We start from the raw sequence: 24,120 nt of genomic DNA on the forward strand, positions 1-24,120 counted from the left end.
AGAGTGAGGAGTGCCGTGTCAGCTCCGCCCCCGAGCTCGGTCCGGGCCCGACGGACCGTCCGGATCACGATCGTCCTGCTGTTCGCCGCCTGGCTCGTCGACTATGCCGACCGCCTTGTCATCAACCTCGTCCTGCCCTCCATCGGCGAGGAGTTCGACCTCGGCCGGGGACAACAGGGACTCGTGGTCTCCGCGTTCTTCCTCGCCTACGCGCTCTGCCAGATTCCCGGCGGCCTGCTCGCCGATCGCTTCGGCGCTCGGCGGGTGACCTGCTGGGCCCTGCTGTCCTGGTCGGTCTTCACGGCCCTGACCGGCTTCGCCTGGTCGTTCGCGGTGCTGCTGGTCCTCCGGTTCGCGTTCGGCGTCGCCGAGGGGATCTTCCCGCCCGCCTCGATGAAGGTCCTCGTGGAACGGACCACGCCGGAGGAACGGATGGGCGCCAACGGGCTGATCATGAGCTCCAACGCCCTCGCCGCCGTGCTCACCCCGCTCGCCGTCGCCCCGCTCATCGCCGTCTTCGGCTGGCGCTCGGCGTTCTTCTCGACGGCCGCGCTGGGCGTGTTCGTGCTCGCGGCGGTACGGATGTGGCTGCCGGCGCCGCTGGTGGGAACCGATCCGGAGACGCCTGCTGTCCGCAACGGCCTCCGGCTGATGCTGCGCGAAGGCGTGCTGTGGCGCTTCGCCCTGATGTTGTTCGGTTACAGCACGATCATGTGGGGCCTCACCACCTGGATCCCCTCGTACCTCCACGACGAACGCGGCATCCCGCTGGCCTCCGCCGGCGCGCTCGTCGCCATTCCGGCGCTCGCCTCGGCGATCGCGACGGTCGCGGGCGGGAGGCTGGTCGACCGGCTCGGCGGCCATCACCGGAGGATCGCCGTGCCCGCGATGACGGTCGCCGCGATCGCCCTGCCCCTGATGTCCTACTCGGCCTCCCTCACCGGCTTCGTCCTCTTCGCCACCGTCGCCGCGTGCGCCGCCTCGCTCACGTACATGCCGATCTTCGCCGTGCCGCTGCGCGGACTCGACCCCCGCCACGTCGGCGTCGGCAGCGCCGTCATCGTCCTCGGCGGTCAGATCGCGGGCATGATCGCGCCGCCCGTCATGGGCGTGCTCGCCGACGCCTTCTCCTTCCAGGTCGCCTTCGCTTTCCTGGTTCTCGGGGCCGTGACCGTCGCCGTGACGTCACTCGTCACCCCGCAGGACGCCGACTCCTTCCGAGCCGCGCTCGGCGTGGCCCACCAGCCCGACCCGTCCTCACTCACCACGGAGCAGACATGATGCGTACGCCTCTCTCCACCACCGCCGGTCCCGTCGCCCCGCTGCTCGTCGGGCTGGGCGAGCGGTTGCCCGGACTGCGCGCCCTCTACGAGGACCTGCACGCCCACCCTGAGCTGTCGTTCCAGGAGTTCCGTACGGCCGACATCGCCGCCGTCCGGCTGCGGGAACAGGGCTGGGAGGTCACCGAGGGCGTCGGCGGCACCGGCGTCGTCGGCGTGCTGGCCAACGGCGAGGGCCCGGTCGTGCTGTTGCGCGCCGACATGGACGGCCTGCCGGTGCGGGAGCGGACCGGACTGCCGTACGCGTCCACCGCGACCGGGACGGACCCGGACGGCAACGAGGTCCCGGTCATGCACGCCTGCGGTCACGACATGCACGTCGCCTGCCTGCTCGGCGCCACCGCCCAACTCGCCGCCACCCGCGACCGATGGCGGGGCACGGTCGTCGCGGTCTTCCAGCCCGCCGAGGAGATCGGCGGCGCCCCGGCGATGATCGACGACGGATTCCCGGACCGCTTCCCGCGTGCCGACATCTGTCTCGGCCAGCACGTGGCGCCCACACCGGTCGGCTTCGTCGGAACCCGTCCCGGTCCGGTCATGGCCGCCTCCGACAACCTCAGGGTCCGGCTCCACGGCCGCGGCGGCCACGGCTCGATGCCCGAGACCACCGTCGACCCGGTGGTCCTGGCCGCCGCGATCGTCATGCGGCTGCAGACCGTGGTCTCCCGCGAGATCGCCGCCGCCCAGACGGCGGTCGTGACCGTCGGCTCGCTGCACGCCGGGACCAAGGAGAACATCATCCCCGACACCGCCGAGCTGATGGTCAACATCCGCAGCACGACCCCGGAGGTACGGGAGCGGGTCCTGCGGGCCGTCAAGCGGATCATCCACGCGGAGGCCGCCGCGTCCGGTGCCCCGAAGGAACCGGAGATCGTCCCCTTCAACACCTTCCCCGTGACGGTCAACGACCATGACGCCACCCGCGCGGTCCAGGACGCCCTCACGGCCGCGCTCGGCGAGGGCCGTGTCTTCACACTGCCGCAGCCCGTCACCGGCAGCGAGGACTTCGGCACCTTCGGCACCGCGCTTCACGCGCCCTCCGTCTTCTGGCACTTCGGCGGCGCCGACCCGGACCTCTACCGCGACATCGACCCCGCGTCCGTGCTGGAGCACGGCATCCCCGACACGGTCCCGGCCAACCACTCCCCCTACTTCGCGCCCGTACCGGAGCCGACCCTGGAGATCGGCGTGACGACCCTCCTCGCGGCCGCCGCGCACTGGCTGACCACGCCCAACGGCGGCGCCTGACACCGCCCTCGGAGCGCCGACCGGGCCGACCGGCCGGCGCTCCCGCACACTGGAACTAACTGATCGTTCCAGAATGAGGTTCGCAGGCGGCGGAAGCAGATGAGGCTGCAGGCCAGTTCGAGCAGCCCCTGGTGGAGATCGGCGCGTCGTTCGTATACCTACAACACACGTAGGGCCTGGTCGACGTCACGCTCACGCCTGGCGAGCGCATGCAACACGGCTTGGTCGCCGTGCCGGTCCCGGGCGGCGGCAACGAGCACGTCCACCGCGATGGCGAGTGCAGCATCGGGCACTCGGCATGGCGCGTCGACACTGAGCGCGAGGTCATCAAGGTGAACCGCTAGCTCGACGCAACGGGTCTGCAGGTATCCGTCGAGCAACATCTCCTCTCCCGGCCGGTGAAGGACAGCCACCCGCCGATCGGCCGACTCCATGCCCAGCCGCTGCGTCAGCCGCATCCACGCTGCCCGGGCCTGCTCAGCCACGACAGCGGACCCGGCTGCGGCAGTTTCCTCGCTGCGGGCACGCACTCCGACGTTCAGCGCAGAGTCCGGCAATGACGTATCGGCGAGCCGCGCGTAGTACCGAACCGCTGACACCGGTTCTGCGCCGACTACCTGACCGTCGAGGAACCACTCGACTTGGAGGACGCTACGCGCAAGGTGGCCGGCCAGCCCACCCACTGACATCCCGGGGAGCACGGATTCGGTCTCCCAGCGTCGGGCTACCTGCTCTGTGGCCAGTAGGTGCACCGCCTTCTCGGCAGCCTGCAGATAGGTCTTCCGGATCTCATCAGTCATTCGGGCATCGTCGCAATCTCATCATCACAGCCGCTGACAGGTCCACGTTGTGGATCGACCCGCCGCCTTGGCCCCCCTGGACAGCTCGCCCATGTGGGGAGTGTGGCGACACGGGAACGGGCCGGGCCCAATCGGCGTGCATCGAAGGTCTACGGGGCTTCGCCGGGGACCACGGGTCTGTCTCAGGCCGCGGTCCCTTGGTCGGCTTGGTGGGTCCTGGTGGCGGACAGGGCCGCCGCTAGCCGGACCGAATCAGCGGAGGCGGCCAGCAGCGGCAGCCGGACGGCCGGGCTGGGAATACGGCCCTGGGCGTGCAACACCCCCTTGATCACGGTCGGGTTCGGCTCGGCGAAGAGCGCGGCGGACAGCCGGGCCAGCTCCGTTCCCAGCCTGCGGGCCGGTCCGGTGGCGTCTCGCTGCCACAGCGAGATCAGCTCGGCGAAGTCAGCAGTGCGGACATTGGCCGACGCCAGGATGCCACCGTGGGCGCCCGACGCGAGCAGCGGCGAGATGACGGTGTCATCGCCGCCGAGCACCGCGAAGCCCGGTGTCGACGAGCCGAGCAGTTCCATCGCGGCCGCGTCGATCGCACCGGTCGCGTACTTGACCCCGACGACCTCCGGTAGGTGCCCGAGCGCGTTCAGAGTGCCGGTGCTGAGCGACTGACCGGTGCGGTACGGGATGTCGTAGACGACCAGCGGCAGGCCCCCGCCTTCGGCGAGTGCCGTGAAGTGCGCCAGCGTTCCCGCCTCACCGGGCCGGGTGTAGGGCGGCGCGGGAACCAGCGCCGCGGCGACGTCACCGCTCTGAGCGAGCTCCCGCAGTGTCGTGATGGCGGCGGCGGTGTCGTTGGTGCCGACGCCGACGATCAGCGGAGCTCCGTGTGCCCGGCAGGCGGCCGCGCAGATGCGGACCACCGCCCGCTTCTCCTCGGTGGTCAGCGTGGCCGCCTCCGCAGTGGTGCCCAGGGCGACGAGTCCCCGAGCGCCGCCGACCGACAGCGCCTCGTCGGCGAGGCAGGCGAGCGCGTCCGGGGCGAGGCGCAGGTCGTCGGTGAACGGAGTCACCAAAGGGACAAACAGGCCGGTGAGATTCGCTTCGGGCTTCATGCGCCCAGCCTGACCGACACAAACCCGGTAGATCCAGTTCATGTTTCTTCGCTTATACGTAAGCTCACCTTATGCTCGATGTTCGACGACTCCACCTGCTGCGCGAACTGGACCGACGCGGCACCATCGCGGCCGTCGCCGAAGCGCTGACCTTCACCGCCTCGGCCGTCTCCCAGCAGCTGAGCGTGCTTGAGCGCGAGGCGGGCGTACCCCTGCTGGAACGAAGCGGCAGACGGGTGGTGCTCACCCCCGCGGGCCGCACCCTCGTCACCCACGCCGATGCCGTCCTCGAACGCCTCGAACTGGCCGTCTCCGAGCTGGCCGGGGCACGCGAGGGCATCGGCGGGCCGCTGCGGATCGGGACGTTTCCCTCTGGCGGCCCCGCAATCGTGCCCGCCACGCTGGCCGAACTGGCCCAGCGGCATCCCGCGCTGGAACCGATGGTGCAGGAGATCGACTCGGCGCGAGTCTCCGACGGCCTACGCGCCGGCGAACTCGACGTGGCCCTCGTCCACGACTACGACTTCGTGCCCGCGTCACCGGACACCACGGTCGACCAGGTGCCCCTGTTGGAGGAGCCGATGTACCTGGCCACCGGCAGCGCGCCCTCCACCGGTCTCTTCGCCCGCGGCGAAACGCTGGCCGAGCTGCTCGGACCGTGGGCCATGTCCCCATGGATCACGGCCCGGGACGGCACGACCGGTCACGCGATGGCCGTGCGCGCCTGTCAGGCAGCCGGATTCCAGCCCCGCATCCGCCATCAGGTCAACGACTTTCGTACGGTCCTGGCACTGGCGGCCATCGGGCAAGGCGCCGGATTCGTACCGGAGATGGCCACCGCACACGCCCCCGAGGACGTGGTCCTGACCCGGCTGCCCCTCTTCCGCCGCTCGAAGGTCGCCTTCCGCGCGGGCGGCGGCACCCACCCGGCGATCGCAGCATTCGTGGCGGCGGCGCGAACGGCGGTGGGTGCCACGGGCCGTGCCTCCTTACTGATCGCTTCAGTGAGCTGAGTCGCGGGTCTTGTGCTCAGTGATCTTGTCGGCAGGGTGTCAGGAATGCGGGCTGATCTTGTTCCTGACGACCTGTGGCAGCGGGTGGCCCCCGCTGCTGCCGCCCGCTCCCGAACGGAGCCGCTGCTACCCCGGTCGGCTGCGTGTTCCCGACCGGGCAGCACTCGCCGGCGTCATGTACGTGCTGCGGACCGGTGTTGCGTGGCGCGATGTCCCCGCGGAGACCGTGGGCTGTTCCGGGGTGACGTCCTGGCGTCGGTTGCGGGACTGGACCGAGGCCGGCGTCTGGCCACGCCTGCACGCCGCCCTGCCGGCCGAGCTTCGGCGCGCCGCCCTGCCGGACCTGGACGACTGTTCCGTGGAAGGGTCGCACGTCCGGCCCTCAAAGGGGGGATCACGTCGGTTCCGGCTCCAGGCACCACCTGATCGTGGACCGCTACGGAACCCCGCTCACCGTGACGCTGACCGGTGGGAACCGGCATGACGTCACCCAGCTCCTGCCGCTGCTGGACGCCGTTCCGCCGATGCGGGTCGGCGGGGACGTCCCCGCCGCAAGCCCCCGCGTCTACACGCGGACCGGAGCTACGACTTCGACAAGTACCGCCGCCTACTGCGGAGACGGGGCATCAAGCCGTTGATCGCACGACGCGGCGTCGCCCACGGGTCCGGACTGGGCAAGGTGCGCTGGGTGGTCGAGCGTGCCCTCGCCTGGCTGCATCAGTTCAAACGGCTCCGTATCCGATACGAACGACGCGCCGATCTCCACCAGGAGCCTCATCGAGCTGGCCTGCAGCCTCATACGCCTCCGCCGCCTGCGAACCTCATTCTGAAACGATCAGTAAATCGGTGTCGCCGTCGCGGACGGCTCCCTAGACTCACTCACGTGCCGCCGGGAACCCGGCGTGCCCGATCATTCGAACCGAGGGGAGCCGACCGTGCGTTGCCGTATCGCCGCCGTCGTCTCCCCGTCACGGTACGACGTGATCCTGATGTCCCGGTCCGACCGGTGTCGGCTGCGCGGCCGCCATCGGACGCCCGTGACGAACTTCTGAGCCACCCCTTCTCCGGGGGCTCGATCCGCCCGCTTCCGGGCCGTCTTCGTCCGGGAATCGCGCCGCCCTGTTCTCGAACACCTCGAAAGGCCCCGGGCCGTGCGTACCCACCTTCACCTTCCCCTGCCCGACTCCCTGACCAGCGTCCGGAATCTGGGCATCCTCGCCCATGTCGACGCCGGCAAGACCACCGTCACCGAACGGATGCTGTACCTCACCGGCGCCATCCACAAGCGCGGCGAAGTCCACGACGGCACCACCGTCACCGACTTCGACACCCAGGAGCGCGACCGCGGCATCACCATCTTCGCCGCGGCGGTCAGCTGCGTCTGGGACGACCACCGGATCAACCTCATCGACACCCCCGGACACGTCGACTTCTCCGACGAGGTCGAGCGCTCGCTGCGCGTCCTCGACGGCGCCGTCGCCGTGTTCGACGCGGTCGCCGGGGTCGAGCCGCAGAGCGAGACGGTGTGGCGACAGGCCGACCGGTACCAGGTTCCGAGGATCGCGTTCGTCAACAAGATGGACCGCGCGGGCGCCGACCTCGACACCGCGGTGGCCTCGATCCGGGACCGGCTGCACACCGTGCCGCTCGTCGTCCAGCTGCCGATCGGTCAGGAGGACGGCTTCACCGGAGTCGTGGACCTCGTGCACATGCGCGCCCTGGTCTGGGCCCCGGGCAGCGACACGTACACGGAGGGCCCCGTGCCCGACGCACTCGTGGACGAGGCGCGACATCGCCGTCGCGCCCTCGAGGAGGCGGTGGCGGAGCTCCATCCCGTCGCGCTCGAGGAGTTCTGCGCGCGCTCGGAGCTCGCCGCGCCGACGCTGACCGCGGCCCTGCGTGATCTCACGCGGACCGGGGACGGCGTGGTCGTGCTGTGCGGATCGGCCTACCGCAACCGCGGGACGGAGCCGCTCCTCGACGCCGTCGTGTCCTACCTGCCCTCTCCGCTGGAAGTACCGCCGATCCAGGGCACCACCGCGGACGGCGCGGTGGAGGAGCGGGCCGCCGATCCGGCGGCGCCGTTCGCCGCCCTGGTCTTCAAGGTGAACTCGACCGCCACCGGGCGGCTGACCTACCTGCGTGTGTACGCGGGAACGATCGGAAAGGGAGATGTCGTGCTCGATGTGGCCGCACGGCGCACGGAACGGATCGGCCGCATCCTCCGGGTGCAGGCCGACCGGAACACCGAAGTGGACCGGGCGCGGGCCGGGGACATCGTCGCGGTCGTCGGCGTGAAGGACGCGAGGACCGGTGCCACGCTGTGCGCACCGTCGGAGCCCCTGCTCCTCGAACCGCCCACCGTGGCCGACCCGGTCGTCTCCGTCGCGGTCGAGGCACGGAGAAGCCTCGACACCGACCGGCTGGCGTCGGCGCTGGCCCGGCTCGTCGAGGAGGACCCTTCGCTGAAGGTCCGCACCGACCCCGAGACCGGCCAGACCGTGCTGTCGGGCATGGGCGAACTGCATCTGGAGGTGGCCGTGGAGAAGATCCGCCGGGCCCAGGGCCTGGAGATCGGTGTCGGCAGGCCGCAGGTCGCCTACCGCGAGACGGTCGTCCGCGGGGTCTCCGACCTGGTCTACCGGCACGTCAAACAGGACGGTGGCTCGGGCCAGTTCGCCCATGTCGTCATCGACGTGGCGGCGCTGGACCCCGACACCGGCGCGGCGGGGGAGTTCGCGTTCTCGTCCACCGTCACCGGTGGCCGCGTACCGCAGGAGTACGTCCGCGCGGTCGAGGCCGGCTGTCGCGACGCCCTGGCCCAGGGCCCGCTCGGCGGCCACCCGGTCACCGGTGTCCGGGTGACGCTGACCGACGGTGCCACGCACTCCAAGGACTCCTCGGAGATGGCGTTCCGTACCGCCGGCCGCCTCGCGCTCCGCGAGGCGTTGCGCGCCAGCGCGATGACGCTCCTGGAGCCGGTGGTCGAGGTCACGGTCACGGTGCCCGACAGCGCCGTGGGCGGGGTGCTCGGTGATCTGGCGGCACGGCGCGGCCGGGTCTCCGGCTCCACCGCACGTGCCGGTACGGCGGTGATCACCGCGACCGTGCCGCTGGCCGAGCTGTTCGGCTACGCGTCCCGGCTCCGCAGCCGCACCCAGGGCCGGGGCACGTTCACCACCCGGCCGACCGGTTACGCGCCCGTCCCGGCCGGGCTCGTGGCCGGGACGGCGCCCCGGTAGCCGCTCCTGACGGGCCCGCCCTCCTCCGGGCGGGCCCGTCCCAGGTCCACGCCCCTCCAGGGAGCCCGAGATCGCGCCACGCATATCATCCGATGGACACGGAGGGGGCGTTGTGACGTCATCGAGGAAGCCCGGGCGAGCCGACCGCCGGCGCAAGCGGCGTGAGGACGGGGAAGAGGGTTGCTGCGCCGGCATGCTCGACCACTGCGTCGCGAGCCGCCAGTGCTGCCCGGAGATGTGGCTGGCCCTCCTTCCGGCGTTGTTCCTCGCCCTGGTGCGCCCCACGGGAAGCCGGCGGCCACGCGGCGGGCACCCGTCACCGGGCCGCCCCGACGGGCGGGTCGCCGGCGCGATGTACACCGCCGTCCAGTACTACCGCGAGGAGATCAGCCCGCGCCGTCCGCCGTGCTGCCCGTACACGCCCAGCTGCTCCACGTACGCCGTGAAGGCGCTGAGCCGCCATGGAGCACGGCGGGGTGCCCGTCTGACGGTGTCTCGCCTGATGCGCTGCAGGCCGGCGGCCGCCCGGCGCCGAGGCTTCACCGACCCGGTGCCGGACTGACCGCCGGTCGACGCCGCGGGACACCGACGATCCGGCGCCGGGTCAGCCCGCGTTCTCGCGTACGACGACGAACGCCCCGCGGCCGCGGTCCCCGCCCGGGATCTCCCACTCGGCGGTGACCTGACCCCGTGCGTCCGCGGGACCGTCCGCCTTCCGGAGCACCCGGGTCAGGGCGAGAGTGAGAGGGGTGTCGACGTCCCCCGCCGTCCGTACCGCGAGTTCGGTTCCGTGCGGCCCCTCGGTGACGGACTCCGGTCCGGTCAGGGCCGTGAGGCCGTCCCCGTCGAACCGTCCGGTGACGGAGTGGTCCGGCGTGTCGGTCTCGCTCTGCGCCTGCGGCTCGGCGCGGCCTTCGAGCAGGGCGAGCAGCCGCTCCACCAGGACCGGGTCGTGGATCCCGTCGTACACCCAGCGCTTGCCGAGCACACCGTGCTCGGAGGTGCCGACCAGGGCGTCGGCGGGGGCGCCGTCGAGCGGAGCCTCGCGATAGGTCAGCGGCAGGAGGTACGAGACGGGCCGGTCACCGGAGCCGTCCGTGACGACCATGAACTCGATGCCCACCTCCCCCCGCGGGTCGTCGAGCCGGAAGCCCCCGGCCTTGGCGAGCTCCGGCGCGCGCCCGGTGGCGACGTACCAGGGCCGGGAGGGCAGCCAGGCGGCGAACAGCTCCAGCTTGGTCGGGGTCATGGTGGTGCGATGAATGACAGCCATGATCAGTGAACTTCCCACCGTCTCGCCCGGTTCCCGCCACCGCGGAGACGGCCGCACCTCGCGCATGGGCACGCCCCGTGCGTCACCCGCGGCGGCCCGGCGGCACAATGAGGATCATGCTGCTGTCGTTCCAGCCCGTCCTCGAGCGCATCGCCGAGGAGATCGGGGATCTCGTCGGCCGGGGCCGACCCGCCGACTACATTCCGGCGCTCGCCGTCGGTGACCCGAGCCGGTTCGGCATGGCCGTCGCCGAGCTCGACGGGACGGTGTACGGAGTGGGGGACTGGCAGCAGCCGTTCTCCACCCAGTCCGTCACCAAGGTGTTCACCCTCGCGCTCGCCCTCGCCCGGGAGGGCGAGGTGCTCTGGGAGCACGTCGGACGCGAGCCTTCGGGCAATCCCTTCAACTCCCTCGTCCAGCTGGAGTACGAGCACGGCATCCCGCGCAACCCCTTCATCAACGCGGGCGCGCTGGTCGTCACCGACCGGTTGCACAGCCTCACGGGCGACGCCTCGGGCAGCCTGCTCGACCTGCTGCGCGCGGAGAGCGGGAACACGGACCTGGACTTCGACCGGGACGTGGCCGCCTCGGAGACCGCGCACGGCGACCGCAACGCCGCGCTGGCCCACTTCATGGCCTCGTACGAGAACATCGACAACGCCGTGCCGGTCCTTCTGCGCGAGTACTTCCGGCAGTGCTCGATCGAGGCGTCCTGCGCCGACCTGGCGCTCGCCACCGGCTTCCTGGCCCGCCACGGCATCCGCGCGGACGGCTCACGGCTGCTCACCCGCAGCCAGGCCAAGCAGGTCAACGCCGTCATGCTCACCTGCGGCACCTACGACGCGGCGGGGGACTTCGCCTACCGCGTCGGCCTGCCCGGCAAGAGCGGTGTCGGCGGCGGCATCATCGCCGTCGTCCCGGGCCGTTGCACCCTGTGCGTATGGAGCCCCGGCCTCGACGAACGCGGCAACTCGGTCGCGGGAGTCGCGGCCCTGGACCGCTTCACCACCATCACCGGGCTCTCCGTCTTCTGACGTCTCACCGCATCCCGTCGCCCCGAGCGCCGCCGCTGCGCCCGTCGCGGTTCCGTCCGCCGCGACGAGCGCGGATCGCGGCCCGCGCGATAATGGGACCGAGCACCGGGCCGCGACGCTGGAGGTGCCTGTTGACCAGCACGGTCGGACCGCCCAGAGGCACTGCGGGGATCGATGCCGCGCTCACGAAGACGGTCCGACGCACCGGCGCCTCCATCGGCGCCGTCTACCTCCTCGCTTCGGACGACGCGCAAGTGCTCCGCCTCGAGGCGCTCTGCGGCGCTCCGGCGGAACTCGCCGCCCCATGGGCGCGGGTCCCGCTCGCCGCACCGGCTCCCGTGGCCGACGCCGTCCGCGAGAACCGGCTGATCTGGGTGGGCAGCCAGCAGGAGATGGCCCAGACCTATCCCCGTACCTCGATGGCCCTCCCGTACCCTCTCGCCATGGCCGCCGCACCGATCACCGGCGCCGCCGCCTGGGGCTCACTCCTCCTGATGTGGCCGGCCGCCCGCCCGCCCCGGCTGTCGCGGTGGGAACACGGCCTGGTCACCGCCTGCTGCCGACGTCTGGCCGAGCTGCTGGAGGGGGCCGCCGAGAGTGGCATACCCCTCGGTGACACGGACCTGCCGCGCGTCCTCCCGCTCGACACCGCCCGCCCGCCCCCGAGCCCGGAGCAGGCGGTCGCCGACTTCGCCGAGCGCCTGCCCGGCGGCTGCTGCGCCCTGGACCTGGACGGACGCATCACCTACCTCAGCCACGGCGGAGCCGAACTGCTCGGCATCGACGCCGAGACCCTCCTGGGGACACTGCCGTGGCAGTCCCTGCGCTGGCTCGACGACCCCACCTACGAGGACCGCTACCGCGCCGCGGTCCTCAGCCGCGAGCCCGTCTCCTTCACGGCCTGCCGCCCGCCGGACCGATGGCTGGACTTCCACCTCTACCCGGACGCCGGTGGGGTCAGCGTCCGTATCGTGCCCACCGGGGGAGCGCTCCCCGCGGCCCCCGCGACCCGGCGCGACACCACCACCGCCACCCCGGCCCGTGCCGGGGAGCTCTACCAGCTCATGCACCTGGCAGCGGGTCTGACCGAGGTCGTCGGGGTCCAGGACGTCGTCGATCTGGTCGCCGACCAGATCATGCCCGCCTTCGGCGCACAGGGCCTGATCCTGGCCGCGGTCGACTCCGGCCGCCTGCGGATCACCGGCCACCGCGGCTATGCCCCCGAGATCGTCGAACGCTTCGACGCCCTGCCGATCGACGCCACGTTCAGCCCCGCAGGACAGGCGGTCACCAGCGGCATCCCCTCGTTCCTTGCCGACCCCGAGGAGATGCGACGGATCTACCCCGAGGTACGGCCGACCACCGACAAACAGGCGTGGGCCTTTCTGCCCCTGATCATCTCCGGCCGTCCGGTCGGCCTCTGTCTCCTGTCCTACGACCGGCCCCACACGTTCCCCACCGAGGAACGCGCCGTCATGACCTCACTCGCCGGCCTCGTCGCGCAGGCCCTCGACCGTGCCCGGCTCTACGACACCAAGCACCGGCTCGCCCATGGACTCCAGCAGGCCCTGCTGCCCCACAGCCTCCCCGACGTGGTCGGCCTCGACGTCGCCGCCCGCTATCTGCCCGCCACCCGTGGCATGGACATCGGCGGTGACTTCTACGACCTGATCCGGCTCGGCGACACCGCGGCCGCGGCCGTCATCGGAGACGTCCAGGGCCACAACGTCGCCGCCGCCGCGCTGATGGGCCAGGTCCGTACCGGAGTCCACGCCCACGCGACGCTCGGCGAGCCCCCCGACCAGGTGCTCTCGGCCGCCAACCAGCAGCTCACCGAGCTCGACCCCGGCCTGTTCACCAGCTGTCTCTATGCACATCTCGACTTCGCCGCGCGACGCGTCCGCTTCGCCAGCGCCGGACACCCGCCGCCCCTGGTGCGCCTCCCGGGCCGCCGCGCCGTCCCGCTCGACGTGACGCCCGGACCCCTGCTCGGCGTCGTCCCCGGCGCCGCCTACCCGGTGACCGAGGTCCCGCTGTCCCCCGGCCTGATGCTGCTGCTCTACACCGACGGTCTCGTCGAGACGCCGGGCACCGACCTCGACGACTCCCTCGCTGAACTCGCCGGTCACATCGACGAGGCGGACGACAGTGACCTGGAGCTCCTCATCGACACGCTCCTGCGGGAGAACCGCCCCGAGCTACAACGTACGGACGACATCGCCCTGCTGGTGCTGAGGAGCCGTACCGGATCCGACTGATCGGTCGGCGCACGCACGACGGTGGGCCGGTCGGTCGACTCCGGGCGCCGCCGGGGCCGCGCCGCGAGGCGAGCGGAGGTCGTACGGGTGAGGATGGGAAGGTCGTCACGACCAGGAGCCGCCATGACCGATCGACCCACCCACCACGACCCCGCCCGTCGGCAGGCCCCCGCCCCGTGGGAGGCCGGGCCCGTCGCCGCGCCCGGACAGGGGTATCCCGCCCGCTGCATGACCGCCGGGGACTACTGGTACGACCGCGGCTCGGAGAGCGCGGGTACCGGCGCGACATGCGGGGCGCGCGCCCGGACCGGCGCGGAGTAACCGCGCGGTGGCCGTCACGCGTGAGCTGCTGATCGGCGGCCGGGAGGTGCCGGCCGCGTCCGGCCGCACCACCGAGGACCTCGACCCGTACACCGGCGAGGTGTACGCGACCGTGGCCGCCGCCGGCCCCGAGGACGTCACCCGGGCGGTCGACGCGGCCCACGCGGCCTTTCCGGCATGGGCGGCGCTCGCCCCCTTCGCCCGCCGGGCGGTCTTCCTCAAGGCGGCCGACCTCCTCGACGCCAGGACCGAGGAGGCCGCCGCGCTCATGGCCGGTGAGACCGGCAGCACGCGCCCGTGGGCGTACTTCAACGCGGGGCTCGCCGCGAACATCCTGCGCGAGGCCGCGGCGGCGGTCACCGCGCCCCGCGGCGAGGTCCTCAGCGCCCAGGAGGAGGGCGCGCTGGGCCTCGCGGTGCGTGAACCGCTCGGCGTCGTCGCCGCGTTCGCGCCCTGGAACGCGCCCCTCATCCTCGGCGTACGGGCCGTCGCAGCCCCTCTGGCCGCCGGCAACACGGTCGTGGCGAAGCCGAGCGAGAGGGCGCCGATCGCCGCCGGGCTCTTCGTCGCCGACGTACTGCGCGAGGCCGGGCTGCCCGACGGGGTCCTCAACGTGGTGACCAACGCCCTCGAGGACTCCGCCGAGATCGCCGAGACGCTGATCGCCGATCCTCGCGTCCGTGCGGTCGACTTCACCGGCTCGACCCACACCGGCCGCCTCATCGGCGCGCACGCGGCGCGGCACCTGAAGCCCGCGGTCCTCGAACTCGGTGGCAAGAACTCCGTCATCGTCCTCGACGACGCGGACATGGACTACGCCGTCGACGCGGCCACGTTCGGCGTCTTCATGAACGCCGGCCAGATCTGCATGTCCGGCGACCGCCTCCTCGTCCACGACAGTCTCGCCGAGGAGTTCACCCGACGGTTCGCCGCCCGGGCGGCTGCCCTCCCGGCCGGCGACCCGGGCCACCCGGACACCGTCATCGGACCGTTGGTGAGCGAGGCCGCGGCCCACCGGGTCGCCGCGCTCGTCGCGGACGCGGTCGCCGCGGGAGCCACCGTGCTCACCGGCGGAACCGAGCCGCGGGGCGCGGTGCACCCGCCGACCGTACTCAGCGGTGTGACCCGGGAGATGGAGCTCTACTACGCGGAGGTCTTCGGGCCGGTGTGCGTGGTCGAAACCTTCGCCGACGACGAGACGGCCATCGCCCTGGCCAACGACACCGAGAACGGGCTGACCTGCGGCATCATCACCGAGAACGCGACCCATGGACTGGCGGTCGCCCGCCGGGTCCACTCCGGCATCGTGCACATCAACAACCAGTCCGTCGCCGACGAGCCCCACGCCCCCTTCGGTGGCGTGAAGGCCTCCGGTTACGGGCGCTTCGGCGGGCGGTGGGGCATCGAGTCCTTCTCCAACACCCGCTGGGTCACGATCGCCGGCCGGCAGGCCCGCTACCCCTTCTGAGGCGGCGCGACGAGCGTGTCCGACTGGTGCGCCCGGCGCAGCGCGTCGGCGACGAACCCGTCCGCCTTCAGCTCCTCGACGAGGTCGGACAGGAACCGGACGGTCGCGGGCCGCCGGGACAGGGTCGTGCCCACGGCCTGCCGGATCTCCATGAACCGGTCCTCGATCAGACGGAGTTCGGGACGCGCGGCGACGTACTCGGCCATCGGCTGCCGGATGCCGGCCGCGACCTCCAGCCCCTCGGAGCGGAAGACGTCCACGCCCTCCTCGCCGCGTACGACGGACGCGTGACGCAACGTGCGCGAGAGGTAGAGGTCGTAGGCGGACCCCCGCTTCACCCCGATCCGCACACCGTCGCGGTCGACGTCGGCGACGGTGGTGAGGGCCGAGTCCCGGTCGACCGCGAACACCCCCTCGATCACGACGTAAGGGGCGGTGAAGGCGACCTCGGCCTCCCGGGCGGGTTCGACGGCGAGGAAGCAGAGGTCGGCCCGGCCCGTGGCCATCGCCTCGTACGACTTGCGTGCCGCGTCGAAGCAGACGAGTTCGACCGGTACCCCGAGCCGCGCGCCGATCTCCCGTGCGAGGTCGACCGTGACCCCTGCCGGGGCCTCGGGCGTGCCGGCGGCCAGAACCGGATTGCCCAGGTTGATCGAGGCCCGCAGTACGCCGGTCGGTGCCAGATCCTCGCTGATGTCAGCCGTCGTGCTCGTCATGGGCGGAGTCTAGGACACCGCCTCACACCGGGTGCGTGGCGTCCTCACACCGGGTGCGTGGCGTCCGGGCGCGGCCAGGGGCGGCCTTCGAGGCGTTCGATGTCGCTGTTGAACCGCCTGAGATACGCGGCGAAGTCGGCCACCTCGTCGGCCGTCCAGTCGCTGAGGACCCGCTCCAGGCCGTGGACGTTCTCCGCCCGGTCCGCGTCGAGGCGGCGCAGCCCCTCGGTGGTGATGCTGAACTTGCGGGCGATGCCGCCGTCCGGGTCGGCGATGCGCTCGACGACCCCGGCCTTCAGCATGGCGGCGGTCTGCCGGTTGAGCGTGGAGGCGTCCAGGCCGAACGCCTCGCTGAGCTGGCCGATGGACATGGGCCCGTCCATCCGGATGCGGCTGAGCAGGACGTAGGCGCTCCGGTCGAGGCGCCCCGTGGTGCTCCGCGTCCGGGGGTCGAACAGATGCGAGTGCCGCCCGACGAGCATGGTCTCGAACTCGATCAGGTGCGTGGGCTTTTCCATGGGTGCCATCCTCCCAACCCCGCACGGCCGTCCGCCAACCACCGGCCCTCCATGTGCAGGATACATGCAATGTGTACTCTGCATTTGATGTGTACGATGCATATCATCGAGCAAGCCCCGAGGGAGAACCACGTGAACAGCTCAAGGACCGACGCCCGCCCCGGTGGCGTCGTCGGCGTACTCGCCTTCGCGGGCATCGTGGCCGCGCTCATGCAGACCCTGGTCGTCCCTCTCCTCGGCGACCTGCCACGCCTCTTCGGCACCAGCGCGTCGAACGCGTCCTGGGTCGTCACCGCGACCCTTCTCGCGGCCGCGGTGGCCACGCCCGTCGCCGGACGCCTCGGCGACATGTACGGCAAGCGCCGCATGTTGCTGGTCTCCGTGGCGCCCCTCGTCCTCGGATCCGTCGTCTGCGCCCTGTCCTCCTCCGTCGTCCCGATGATCGTCGGACGCGGCCTCCAGGGCATGGGCATGGGTGTGGTGCCCCTCGGCATCAGCCTGCTGCGTGATGTGCTGCCCGCCGAGCGGCTCGGCGGATCCATCGCCCTCATCAGCGCCTCCATGGGCGTGGGCGGCGCGCTCGGGCTGCCGTTCGCGGCGGCCGTCGCGGAGAACGCCAGCTGGCGCGTGCTCTTCTGGGTCGCCGCGGCCCTGAGTCTCGCGGTCGGTGTGCTGATCCGGCTGCTCGTCCCCGCAGGCCGAACCGACTCCGACCCGGGCCGGTTCGACGTACCGGGAGCCCTCGGTCTCGGCAGTGCCCTGGTCTGTCTGCTGCTCGCCGTGTCCAAGGGATCCGACTGGGGCTGGGGGAGCGCCACCACGCTCGGCCTCTTCGGTGCCGCGGTCGTCACGCTGCTGGTCTGGGGGTGGTGGGAGCTGCGCACCGCCGAGCCGCTGGTGGATCTGCGCGTCACCGCCCGCCCGCAGGTGCTGATGACGAACGGCGCCTCGATCCTGGTCGGCTTCGCGATGTACGCCCAGTCGCTGGTCGTGCCGCAGCTCCTCCAGCTGCCCGAGGCCACCGGCTACGGTCTCGGCCAGTCGATGCTGGCGATGGGACTGTGGATGGCCCCCGCGGGCCTGATGATGATGGTCCTCGCCCCGCTCGGCGCCAAGCTCACCGCCGCCCGTGGCCCCAAGGTCACCCTGGCCGTCGGCAGCCTGGTCATCGCCCTCGGCTACGCGTCCGCCCTGCCGCTCATGGGATCCACCGGCGGCCTGCTCGTCGTCACCCTCGTCTGCAACACGGGCGTCGGCCTGGCGTACGGCGCGATGCCCGCCCTCATCATGGGCGCCGTCCCCCTCTCGGAGACCGCGTCGGCCAACAGCTTCAACACGCTGATGCGTTCGATCGGCAGCTCCGTCTCGGCCGCCGTGATGGGCGTCGTCCTGGCCCAGATGACCACGGACTTCGGCGGCCGTCTGCTGCCCTCCGAGGACGGCTTCCGTGCCGCCCTGCTGATCGGCAGCGTCGTGGGCCTCGCGGCGGCGGTGGTCGCCATCCTCATCCCGGTACGCCCGGGGGCCGGCGAGCCGGGGACCACCGCCACCTCGCGCCCCGTTTCCGAGGCCAAGGTCTGACCGTCCGTTGTCCGTCGGCGGTCGGGACCCGTGACGAGGGCTCGGCCGTCCTTCATCGCACGGCCACCGAAAGGTCCTCCGAGGTTCGCAGGGGTACGGCAAGACTGATATGGGCATGTCAGTCGCAGCCGCGCACCCCCATACAGCGGCCCGTCAGGAGGACACAGGTGAAGACGAGTTCGCGGATCCGCAGGGTCTCGCTCATCCTCGGCAGCAGCATCGCGTTGGTCGTCGCCGTCCCGGGCAGCGCCTTCGCCGCGCCGCCCACGGCGCTGCCCGCGTCGGCGGACGAGCTGGAGCGGACGTTCCAGCCCGCCTTCGACTACGACACGGACGGCTGCTACGCCACGCCTGCCATCGGCCCGGACGGAACCGTCAACGGCGGTCTCAAGCCCTCCGGAGCCCTCAACGGCCAGTGCAGGGACTCCTGGGACCTCGACAACACCAACGGCTACGCGCGCTCGAAGTGCAACAACGGCTGGTGCGCCGTCATCTACGGCCTCTACTTCGAGAAGGACCAGGCCGTGGCGGGCAGCGGACTCGGCGGGCACCGCCACGACTGGGAGCATGTCGTGGTGTGGATCCAGAACAACCAGGCCCAGTACGTCTCCACCTCCGCGCACGGCGACTTCGACACCTACGGCCGCGACCGGATCCGCTGGGACGGGACGCATGCCAAGGTCGTCTACCACAAGGACGGTCTGAGCACGCACTGCTTCCGACCCGCCAACTCCAACGACGAGCCGCCGGAGAACCACAAGCACCAGTGGCAGTTCCCCGCCCTGGTCGGCTGGAACGGCTACCCCGCCGGACTCCGCGACAAGCTGAGCCAAGCCGACTTCGGAAGCGCCCACTTCGGTCTGAAGGACGGTAGCTTCCCCGGCCATCTGGCAAAGGCGAAGCCGGCCGGGATCCCGTTCGACCCCTACGCGTGACGAACCACGCGTGATGAACCGCGCCTGACCGGCTGCGCCTGAGGGGAGGTCACGGCGAGGGGGCGGCGCGCACGGGCACGTCGTGACTCTGGTGGCCTCCGCTGGCCAGTATCCGTACGTTGCCCTGCTCGTCGATCTCGGCCTGCACGATGCCGGTCTCGTCGGCGTACACCGGGTGCCCGCCCGCGCCCTTGCGGTCCGTGCGGGTGACGACGATGGCGTCACCCGACACCGGAAATGTCAGCTCGTAGCGTTCGACGTTTCCCATCCGCCCTTTATAGGTGAACCGCCCGCCGGTCAGCCGTTCCGACACCGCCCACAGGCGGCGGGCGATGGCATATCTCACGGTGCGGTGAGCCAGGATCAGGGTTTCGCCCTGCGACGATTGAGATCGTGATTGCCTCGATCATCGCCGTCGCCGCCACACTCGTCGTCTGGTCCCTGCTGGCCCGGAAGTTCGAGCAGTGGCGGTTCACCGCGCCTCTGGTCGTGGTGGTGGCGGGCGCGGTCGTGGGACTCACGGTGCGGGACACCATCGGGGAGACGCTCAGCACCGAGGCGGCCCTGAGGGCGGCCGAGATCACGCTGGCGATCCTGCTGTTCGTCGATGCGGCCGATGTCCGGGGCGGGATGTTGGGCAGCCATCCGGGCGCCGCGCTGCGGGTGCTGCTCATCGCGTTGCCGTTGAGTCTGGCGGCGGCGGTGGCTCTGGGGTGGTGGCTGCTGCCGGGGGTGGGATGGCCGGTGCTGCTCGTGCTCGCCTGTGTGGTGGTGCCGACCGACTTCGCGCCCGCGCAGGCGATCCTGCGGGATCCGCGGCTGCCGGTCCGGGTGCGGGACGTACTCAACGTCGAGGGCGGGTACAACGACGGAATCGTGTCTCCGGTCATCCTCTTCGCGCTGGTCCTGGCGGGCGACACCCACGCGGCGCGGACACCCTGGGAAGCCTTGGCCTCGGCCGGGCCTTCCGCGCTGAAGGCGCTCCTGGTGGGCTTCGCGCTGGGGGCGCTGCTGGGGTTCCTCGTGAACCGCGCCGACCGGGCGGGGTCCATGAGCACCCAGTCGAAGCGGCTGGTGCCGGTCGCGGCACCGTTGTTGGTCTATGCCACCGCGGTGGGCATCGGGGGGAACGGCTTCGTGGCGTCGTTCGTCTGCGGGGTCGTCTTCCATGCCGTCGGGCACAAGGCGCAGACGCATCGGGAGATGGAACTGATCGATGACGTCGGCTTTCTGCTCGGGGTCGTGATGTGGTTCGTCTTCGGTACGACGGCCGTGTTCGCCCTCTGGGGAGGGGTGGACTGGCAACTGGTCGTGTTCTCCGCGGCAGCGTTGACGGTTGTGCGGATGGTGCCCGTGCTGCTGTCGCTCATCGGGTCGAAGGTGCCCGCAAGGGAAGGAGTGCTCATCGGCTGGCTCGGGCCGCGTGGGACGACGTCGATCGTGTTCGGCCTGCTGGCGTTCAACGAGCTGCACGACGACGACGGCATTCTCGTACTGACCATCCTGGTGGTCACCGTGCTCGGCAGCATCGCCCTGCACGGGCTGGGGTCTCCCGTGACGGCGCGGAAGTACGGGCCCCAGGAGCCAGGTCAGGCGTCGGCTTCCGCGAAGTAGGCGGCGCTCTCCGCGTCCGCCGGGTAGTACGACTCGATCGTGAGCTCGGCCAGCGTGATGTCCATCGGGTTGCCGAACGTGGTGGTGGTCGAGAACAGTCGCAGTTCTCCCCCTCGTCCGCCGAAGCGGAAGACCATCGGGAGCACGGTGTCCGATTCGCTCGCCAGGCTCGTCGTCTCCTCGGCCGTGGGCGCCAGCAGTTCCTCGAAGAGCGCGGTGAGTTCCGCGTCGGGAGCGGTGGCTAGTTGACGCGCGATGCGGGAGCGGAACACCGCGCGTACGTCGGCCAGGTTGACGAGCCGCGGAGCGAGCCCGCGCGGGTCGAGCGCCAGCCGCACCATGTTGATCGGCGGCCGCAGCAGGTCGGGAGTGACGTCCGCGAAGAACGCGTCGACCGCGCGATTGGTCATCACGACGTTCCATCGCCGGTCGAGGACCAGCGCGGGGTAGGGCTCGTGCGCGCGGAGCACCCTCCCGACCGCGTCCCCGGCCACCGCCAGGGCGTCGCTGTCGAGGGGGCGCTCGGCGTACCGGGGTGCGAAGCCGGCCGCGAGCAACAGCTGGTTGCGATCGCGCAGCGGCACATCGAGCCGATCCGCGAGCCGGAGGACCATGTCGGCGCTCGGCCTGGACCTGCCGGTCTCGACCAGGCTGACATGACGAGCCGACACATCGGCGGCGATCGCCAGATCGAGCTGACTGAGCCGTCGGCGATTGCGCCACTGCCGCAGGAGCTCCCCGACCGTGTACACGATCACCAGGATCGCGGATCGTGGAGCCGTACGCCATGACATCGGAGTTCATCGACAAGCCTCGCGACCGCCGAACACACTGCGTCCATGACCACGGACACGGAGAACAAGGGCATCGTCGAACGGGCGCTGGCGCAGCTGGTCGGGACGGGTGACGTCGACGAGCTCGCGCCGCTGCTGAGTGACGACTTCGTCCATCATCGGCCGGACTCGACCTCGTCCACCAAGTCGGAATGGCTCGCCGCCGTGCGCGCGGTGCCGCTGGACGACCTGCGGGTCGAGGTCCACCACGTGATGGCCGACGGTGATCACGTCATGATGCATTCGCGGCGTCGGATCGCGGGAGACGCAGGGCCGGGTATCGCGGGCGTCGACATCTGGCGGTTGGCCGATGGGCTGATCGTCGAGGGGTGGGAGATCATCGAGCCGGTCGCGGACGCGGCGGCCCATGTGGTCTGGTACGCGGCGGCCGCCCCGGCCGAACGCTAGACCGGATCGCCGTCCGCGACCGGGTGCCGTCGCGGACGGGGCCGCCGGGAGTCATCTGTACGAGGCGACCAGACGTGCCAGATGCCGCCCCGCGACCTCCAGCGGCGTCGCGCTGCGAGCGACCTGGGCAGCCAGTTCCGCGCCCTCCAGAGTGGCGATCACCGTGTGCGCAAGCTCCTCGGTGTCCTCTTCGGCGAACCCCGTGGAGCGCAGCTTCTCGGCGACGACCGTGCGCCACCGTGCGAACGCCTCGGCCGCCGCCTGCTGGATGTCCGGCGCGCTGGTCGCCGTGCCCACGACCGTGCTGGTCACCGGGCAGCCGTCGAGCCAGTCGGAGTCGCGCAGCCCTTCGGCGAGCGACACGGTGAGCGCGAGAAGGGCCTTCTCCGGCTCCGGCTCCGCGTCGAGGGCTTCGCGAAGGAACGCGGTGAACTCCTCGTCGCCGAGACGCACGGCGGCCGTGCCGAGCTCCTGCTTGCCGCCGGGGAAGAAGTGGTACACGGAGCCGAGCGTCGCCCCGGCCTCGCGGGAGATCTGCTTGATGCCGGTGCCCTCGTAGCCCTGGCGCTGCATCAGGCGTGAGGTCGTACGGACGATCCGCTCGCGCGTTCCGGCGGTCTCGGGATCCTGCGGGGCCTTGGTCTTCACGCCTCCACACTACCGAACTAGAGCGTTCGTTCTAGCCTCTGTGCTACGTTCTTCTCTAGATAGAGCGTTCGTTCTAGCGATTCTCGGGGAGAACTCTGTGAGCACGTCTGCTGTGAGTACGTCTGCTGTGAACACCTCGTCCGTGACCGTCATCGGTCTCGGACCGATGGGCCAGGCGATGGCCGGCGCCTACCTGGATGCCGGCTACCAGGTCACGGTCTGGAACCGCACCGCGAGCCGCGCCGACGGTCTGGTCGCCAGGGGCGCGGTGCGCGCCGACACCGTCGGGGAGGCGCTGGCGGCCAACGAGGTGGTGGTGCTGAGCCTCACCGACTACGCCGCCATGTACGCCATCCTGGAGCCCGCCGCCCCGGCGCTGCAGGGCCGCGTCCTGGTCAACCTCAGCTCGGACACCCCCGAGCAGGCCCGCGAGGGGGCCGCCTGGGCGGCGAAGCACGGAGCGCGCCATCTGACCGGCGGAGTGCAGACACCGCCGTCCGGTATCGGCTCGACGGAGTTCGACACCTTCTACAGCGGTCCGAGGGATCTCTTCGAGGAGTTCGAAGGCGTCCTGAAGGTGATCACGGGGACGGACTACCGCGGCGAGGACCCGGGGCTGGCAGCGCTCTACTACCAGCTTCAGATGGACCTTTTCTGGACCGCCCTCACCGCCTGGCTGCACATGGTGGCGCTGGCGAACGCGAACGGCATCAGCGCCTCGGAGATCGGTCCGTTCGCGAGCCGGACGCTGGGCGGGATGAGCCGGTTCATCGACTTCTACACGCCGCGGATCGAGGCGGGGCAGCACTCCGGCGATGTCGAGCGCATCTCGATGGCCGTGGCGAGCCTGGAGCACGTCGTGCACACGACGCGGGACTCGGGCGTGGACGCGACGCTGCCCGCGGCGCTGCTGGAGACGTTCCGGCGCGGCGCGGCCGAGGGCTACGAGGAGGACAGTCTGACGCGGCTGATCGAGGTGTTCGGGCGGGGAGCGGCGGAGAAGTAGCCGCTCCCCCGCGGGGGGTGGGCCGCGTCAGGAGAGCGCGAGGCTAGGCCCGCCGCCACGGCCGGCGTCAGCCGTACCGTCACCGGCGAGTGCGGCGACCTGGTCCGTGATCAGGTCGAGGATGGTCGCCGAGGCATCCGGGTCGTGGCCCAGGACGAGGAAGTTCAGGGTCAGCCCGTCGGTCACGGCGGCCAGATAGCGTGCCAGGACCGGTACGGAGACGCGGAGTTCGAGCCCCATGCCGACGCTGAGCTCCTCGATGAGCCCGTGGTAGATCTCGGCGTACCGCTCGTGCTGGCGGCGTGCCAGTGGCTCGAACCCCGGTGTGCGCAGGGCGTACTGGGTGAGCTCGTAGGTGAGCATGTGCTCGCCCGGGTGGTCGCGGACATGGTCCCAGTAGGCGTCGAAGCCGGCCCGGATCGTCTCCCGGAAGGTGGCCCGCGGGCGCAGCGCCTCCTTCACGACCCCCACGTAGTGGTCGGTGATCGTCGTGATCACGGACTCCAGGAGCGCCTGCTTGGAGTCGAAGCAGTAGTGGAAGACGCTCAGCGACACGCCCGCCTCGGCGACGATGGACCGGGTCGTCGTCCTCGGGACGCCGTCCCGGGTCATCGCGCGGATCGCGGCCTCGGTCAGTTGCCGGCGCCGGTCGGCGAGGGGCATGCGGGACATACGGTGGATCCTTTCGGTTCTGCGGTCGGCCGCCCCGGGGGAGCGGCGAGGGCCGGGCGGGGTGGATCCGATCGGATCCACCC

At 71.3% G+C, this 24,120-nt stretch carries 23 protein-coding genes and 2 pseudogenes; 15 read left to right on the forward strand and 10 right to left on the reverse strand.

What is annotated here, in order from left to right; genetic code table 11:
• Window positions 1-15 precede the first annotated feature (15 nt).
• Together ACFQ7Q_RS01540 and ACFQ7Q_RS01545 are read left to right on the forward strand one after the other, a co-directional pair.
• Complete coding sequence (locus tag ACFQ7Q_RS01540; RefSeq protein WP_383548231.1) at window positions 16-1,281, forward strand: MFS transporter; 1,266 nt, start codon at window positions 16-18, stop codon at window positions 1,279-1,281.
• Window positions 1,278-2,588 (forward strand): amidohydrolase, encoded by a 1,311-nt coding sequence (locus ACFQ7Q_RS01545; RefSeq protein ID WP_383548233.1) that lies wholly within the window; start codon window positions 1,278-1,280, stop codon window positions 2,586-2,588. Before ACFQ7Q_RS01540 ends, ACFQ7Q_RS01545 begins: the two co-directional genes overlap by 4 nt.
• Window positions 2,589-2,659: 71 nt before the next feature.
• Here ACFQ7Q_RS01545 and ACFQ7Q_RS01550 read toward each other — a convergent pair.
• The 3 genes and pseudogenes from ACFQ7Q_RS01550 to ACFQ7Q_RS01560 all read right to left on the reverse strand — a co-directional run.
• A pseudogene (locus ACFQ7Q_RS01550) lies at window positions 2,660-2,743 on the reverse strand (IS5/IS1182 family transposase); the annotation flags it as partial.
• A gap of 3 nt (window positions 2,744-2,746) precedes the next feature.
• Window positions 2,747-3,388, reverse strand: a complete 642-nt coding sequence (locus tag ACFQ7Q_RS01555) for a maleylpyruvate isomerase N-terminal domain-containing protein (RefSeq protein ID WP_383548236.1) — start codon at window positions 3,386-3,388, stop codon at window positions 2,747-2,749.
• A gap of 182 nt (window positions 3,389-3,570) precedes the next feature.
• On the reverse strand, window positions 3,571-4,497 hold the full coding sequence (locus ACFQ7Q_RS01560; RefSeq protein ID WP_383548239.1) for a dihydrodipicolinate synthase family protein: 927 nt from the start codon (window positions 4,495-4,497) through the stop codon (window positions 3,571-3,573).
• Between the two features lie 71 nt (window positions 4,498-4,568).
• Here ACFQ7Q_RS01560 and ACFQ7Q_RS01565 point away from each other — a divergent pair, with 71 nt between their 5' ends.
• The 4 genes and pseudogenes from ACFQ7Q_RS01565 to yidD all read left to right on the forward strand — a co-directional run bounded on the left by ACFQ7Q_RS01565 (window position 4,569) and on the right by yidD (window position 9,314).
• Window positions 4,569-5,510: a LysR family transcriptional regulator gene (locus ACFQ7Q_RS01565; protein ID WP_383548242.1), complete on the forward strand. Its 942-nt coding sequence runs from the start codon at window positions 4,569-4,571 to the stop codon at window positions 5,508-5,510.
• 45 nt (window positions 5,511-5,555) lie between these two features.
• Window positions 5,556-6,340 (forward strand): annotated as a pseudogene (locus ACFQ7Q_RS01570) (IS5 family transposase).
• A gap of 321 nt (window positions 6,341-6,661) precedes the next feature.
• Window positions 6,662-8,752, forward strand: a complete 2,091-nt coding sequence (gene fusA, locus ACFQ7Q_RS01575) for an elongation factor G (RefSeq protein WP_383548244.1) — start codon at window positions 6,662-6,664, stop codon at window positions 8,750-8,752.
• 193 nt (window positions 8,753-8,945) lie between these two features.
• Complete coding sequence (yidD, locus tag ACFQ7Q_RS01580; RefSeq protein ID WP_383548247.1) at window positions 8,946-9,314, forward strand: membrane protein insertion efficiency factor YidD; 369 nt, start codon at window positions 8,946-8,948, stop codon at window positions 9,312-9,314.
• A gap of 42 nt (window positions 9,315-9,356) precedes the next feature.
• Here yidD and ACFQ7Q_RS01585 read toward each other — a convergent pair whose 3' ends face one another.
• On the reverse strand, window positions 9,357-10,025 hold the full coding sequence (locus ACFQ7Q_RS01585; protein WP_383548250.1) for a 1,4-alpha-glucan branching protein: 669 nt from the start codon (window positions 10,023-10,025) through the stop codon (window positions 9,357-9,359).
• A 107-nt stretch (window positions 10,026-10,132) separates the two neighbouring features.
• On the opposite strand from ACFQ7Q_RS01585, the gene ACFQ7Q_RS01590 reads away from it, so the two are divergent.
• The 4 genes from ACFQ7Q_RS01590 (at window position 10,133) to ACFQ7Q_RS01605 (ending at window position 15,106) form a co-directional block, all read left to right on the forward strand.
• Complete coding sequence (locus tag ACFQ7Q_RS01590; protein ID WP_383548253.1) at window positions 10,133-11,059, forward strand: glutaminase; 927 nt, start codon at window positions 10,133-10,135, stop codon at window positions 11,057-11,059.
• 131 nt (window positions 11,060-11,190) lie between these two features.
• Entirely contained in the window at window positions 11,191-13,317 is a 2,127-nt protein-coding gene (locus ACFQ7Q_RS01595; protein ID WP_383548255.1) for a SpoIIE family protein phosphatase, read from the forward strand.
• Window positions 13,318-13,440: 123 nt separating this feature from the next.
• The gene (locus ACFQ7Q_RS01600; RefSeq protein WP_383548258.1) at window positions 13,441-13,638 is read left to right on the forward strand and encodes a hypothetical protein; all 198 of its coding nucleotides are present in this window, start codon (window positions 13,441-13,443) and stop codon (window positions 13,636-13,638) included.
• Window positions 13,639-13,645: 7 nt separating this feature from the next.
• On the forward strand, window positions 13,646-15,106 hold the full coding sequence (locus tag ACFQ7Q_RS01605; RefSeq protein ID WP_383548261.1) for an aldehyde dehydrogenase family protein: 1,461 nt from the start codon (window positions 13,646-13,648) through the stop codon (window positions 15,104-15,106).
• Here ACFQ7Q_RS01605 and ACFQ7Q_RS01610 read toward each other — a convergent pair.
• Window positions 15,094-15,822, reverse strand: a complete 729-nt coding sequence (locus tag ACFQ7Q_RS01610; protein ID WP_383548263.1) for a transporter substrate-binding domain-containing protein — start codon at window positions 15,820-15,822, stop codon at window positions 15,094-15,096. The two genes, ACFQ7Q_RS01605 and ACFQ7Q_RS01610, sit on opposite strands and share 13 nt — an antisense overlap.
• A gap of 44 nt (window positions 15,823-15,866) precedes the next feature.
• A complete protein-coding gene (locus tag ACFQ7Q_RS01615) occupies window positions 15,867-16,340 on the reverse strand; it encodes a MarR family winged helix-turn-helix transcriptional regulator (protein WP_383548267.1) in 474 nt (157 codons plus the stop codon).
• A 132-nt stretch (window positions 16,341-16,472) separates the two neighbouring features.
• On the opposite strand from ACFQ7Q_RS01615, the gene ACFQ7Q_RS01620 reads away from it, so the two are divergent.
• Together ACFQ7Q_RS01620 and ACFQ7Q_RS01625 are read left to right on the forward strand one after the other, a co-directional pair.
• A complete protein-coding gene (locus ACFQ7Q_RS01620) occupies window positions 16,473-17,921 on the forward strand; it encodes an MFS transporter (RefSeq protein ID WP_383548270.1) in 1,449 nt (482 codons plus the stop codon).
• Between the two features lie 167 nt (window positions 17,922-18,088).
• The gene (locus tag ACFQ7Q_RS01625; RefSeq protein WP_383548273.1) at window positions 18,089-18,856 is read left to right on the forward strand and encodes an NPP1 family protein; all 768 of its coding nucleotides are present in this window, start codon (window positions 18,089-18,091) and stop codon (window positions 18,854-18,856) included.
• Between the two features lie 49 nt (window positions 18,857-18,905).
• Here ACFQ7Q_RS01625 and ACFQ7Q_RS01630 read toward each other — a convergent pair whose 3' ends face one another.
• Window positions 18,906-19,124 (reverse strand): DUF6296 family protein, encoded by a 219-nt coding sequence (locus tag ACFQ7Q_RS01630; RefSeq protein ID WP_383548276.1) that lies wholly within the window; start codon window positions 19,122-19,124, stop codon window positions 18,906-18,908.
• Window positions 19,125-19,249: 125 nt separating this feature from the next.
• On the opposite strand from ACFQ7Q_RS01630, the gene ACFQ7Q_RS01635 reads away from it, so the two are divergent.
• Window positions 19,250-20,470 (forward strand): cation:proton antiporter, encoded by a 1,221-nt coding sequence (locus ACFQ7Q_RS01635; protein ID WP_383548279.1) that lies wholly within the window; start codon window positions 19,250-19,252, stop codon window positions 20,468-20,470.
• Here ACFQ7Q_RS01635 and ACFQ7Q_RS01640 read toward each other — a convergent pair.
• Window positions 20,446-21,264 carry a helix-turn-helix domain-containing protein gene (locus tag ACFQ7Q_RS01640; protein WP_383548282.1) on the reverse strand — a complete coding sequence of 273 codons (819 nt, stop codon included), beginning with the start codon at window positions 21,262-21,264 and terminating at the stop codon, window positions 20,446-20,448. The genes ACFQ7Q_RS01635 and ACFQ7Q_RS01640 overlap by 25 nt on opposite strands.
• Window positions 21,265-21,309: 45 nt before the next feature.
• On the opposite strand from ACFQ7Q_RS01640, the gene ACFQ7Q_RS01645 reads away from it, so the two are divergent.
• A complete protein-coding gene (locus ACFQ7Q_RS01645) occupies window positions 21,310-21,711 on the forward strand; it encodes a nuclear transport factor 2 family protein (protein WP_383548285.1) in 402 nt (133 codons plus the stop codon).
• Between the two features lie 51 nt (window positions 21,712-21,762).
• Here ACFQ7Q_RS01645 and ACFQ7Q_RS01650 read toward each other — a convergent pair whose 3' ends face one another.
• Complete coding sequence (locus ACFQ7Q_RS01650; RefSeq protein ID WP_383548288.1) at window positions 21,763-22,359, reverse strand: TetR/AcrR family transcriptional regulator; 597 nt, start codon at window positions 22,357-22,359, stop codon at window positions 21,763-21,765.
• Window positions 22,360-22,471: 112 nt separating this feature from the next.
• Between ACFQ7Q_RS01650 and ACFQ7Q_RS01655 the strand changes: the two genes are divergently transcribed.
• Window positions 22,472-23,365, forward strand: a complete 894-nt coding sequence (locus tag ACFQ7Q_RS01655) for an NAD(P)-dependent oxidoreductase (protein WP_383548291.1) — start codon at window positions 22,472-22,474, stop codon at window positions 23,363-23,365.
• A gap of 27 nt (window positions 23,366-23,392) precedes the next feature.
• Here ACFQ7Q_RS01655 and ACFQ7Q_RS01660 read toward each other — a convergent pair whose 3' ends face one another.
• Entirely contained in the window at window positions 23,393-24,037 is a 645-nt protein-coding gene (locus ACFQ7Q_RS01660) for a TetR/AcrR family transcriptional regulator (protein WP_383548294.1), read from the reverse strand.
• Window positions 24,038-24,120: the final 83 nt, after the last annotated feature.

The sequence above is a fragment of the Streptomyces sp. NPDC056527 genome, assembly GCF_042794475.1.
Lineage (GTDB): Bacteria > Actinomycetota > Actinomycetes > Streptomycetales > Streptomycetaceae > Streptomyces.

What these genes read in the sequence shown, in the direction of transcription:
- ACFQ7Q_RS01545 (WP_383548233.1), top strand. Translation starts at nt 1,278, where the DNA reads ATGATGCGTACGCCTCTCTCCACCACCGCCGGTCCCGTCGCCCCGCTG.
- ACFQ7Q_RS01555 (WP_383548236.1), bottom strand. Translation starts at nt 3,388, where the DNA reads ATGACTGATGAGATCCGGAAGACCTATCTGCAGGCTGCCGAGAAGGCG.
- ACFQ7Q_RS01560 (WP_383548239.1), bottom strand. Translation starts at nt 4,497, where the DNA reads ATGAAGCCCGAAGCGAATCTCACCGGCCTGTTTGTCCCTTTGGTGACT.
- ACFQ7Q_RS01565 (WP_383548242.1), top strand. Translation starts at nt 4,569, where the DNA reads ATGCTCGATGTTCGACGACTCCACCTGCTGCGCGAACTGGACCGACGC.
- yidD (WP_383548247.1), top strand. Translation starts at nt 8,946, where the DNA reads ATGCTCGACCACTGCGTCGCGAGCCGCCAGTGCTGCCCGGAGATGTGG.
- ACFQ7Q_RS01585 (WP_383548250.1), bottom strand. Translation starts at nt 10,025, where the DNA reads ATGGCTGTCATTCATCGCACCACCATGACCCCGACCAAGCTGGAGCTG.
- ACFQ7Q_RS01590 (WP_383548253.1), top strand. Translation starts at nt 10,133, where the DNA reads ATGAGGATCATGCTGCTGTCGTTCCAGCCCGTCCTCGAGCGCATCGCC.
- ACFQ7Q_RS01600 (WP_383548258.1), top strand. Translation starts at nt 13,441, where the DNA reads ATGACCGATCGACCCACCCACCACGACCCCGCCCGTCGGCAGGCCCCC.
- ACFQ7Q_RS01610 (WP_383548263.1), bottom strand. Translation starts at nt 15,822, where the DNA reads ATGACGAGCACGACGGCTGACATCAGCGAGGATCTGGCACCGACCGGC.
- ACFQ7Q_RS01615 (WP_383548267.1), bottom strand. Translation starts at nt 16,340, where the DNA reads ATGGAAAAGCCCACGCACCTGATCGAGTTCGAGACCATGCTCGTCGGG.
- ACFQ7Q_RS01630 (WP_383548276.1), bottom strand. Translation starts at nt 19,124, where the DNA reads ATGGGAAACGTCGAACGCTACGAGCTGACATTTCCGGTGTCGGGTGAC.
- ACFQ7Q_RS01640 (WP_383548282.1), bottom strand. Translation starts at nt 21,264, where the DNA reads ATGTCATGGCGTACGGCTCCACGATCCGCGATCCTGGTGATCGTGTAC.
- ACFQ7Q_RS01645 (WP_383548285.1), top strand. Translation starts at nt 21,310, where the DNA reads ATGACCACGGACACGGAGAACAAGGGCATCGTCGAACGGGCGCTGGCG.
- ACFQ7Q_RS01660 (WP_383548294.1), bottom strand. Translation starts at nt 24,037, where the DNA reads ATGTCCCGCATGCCCCTCGCCGACCGGCGCCGGCAACTGACCGAGGCC.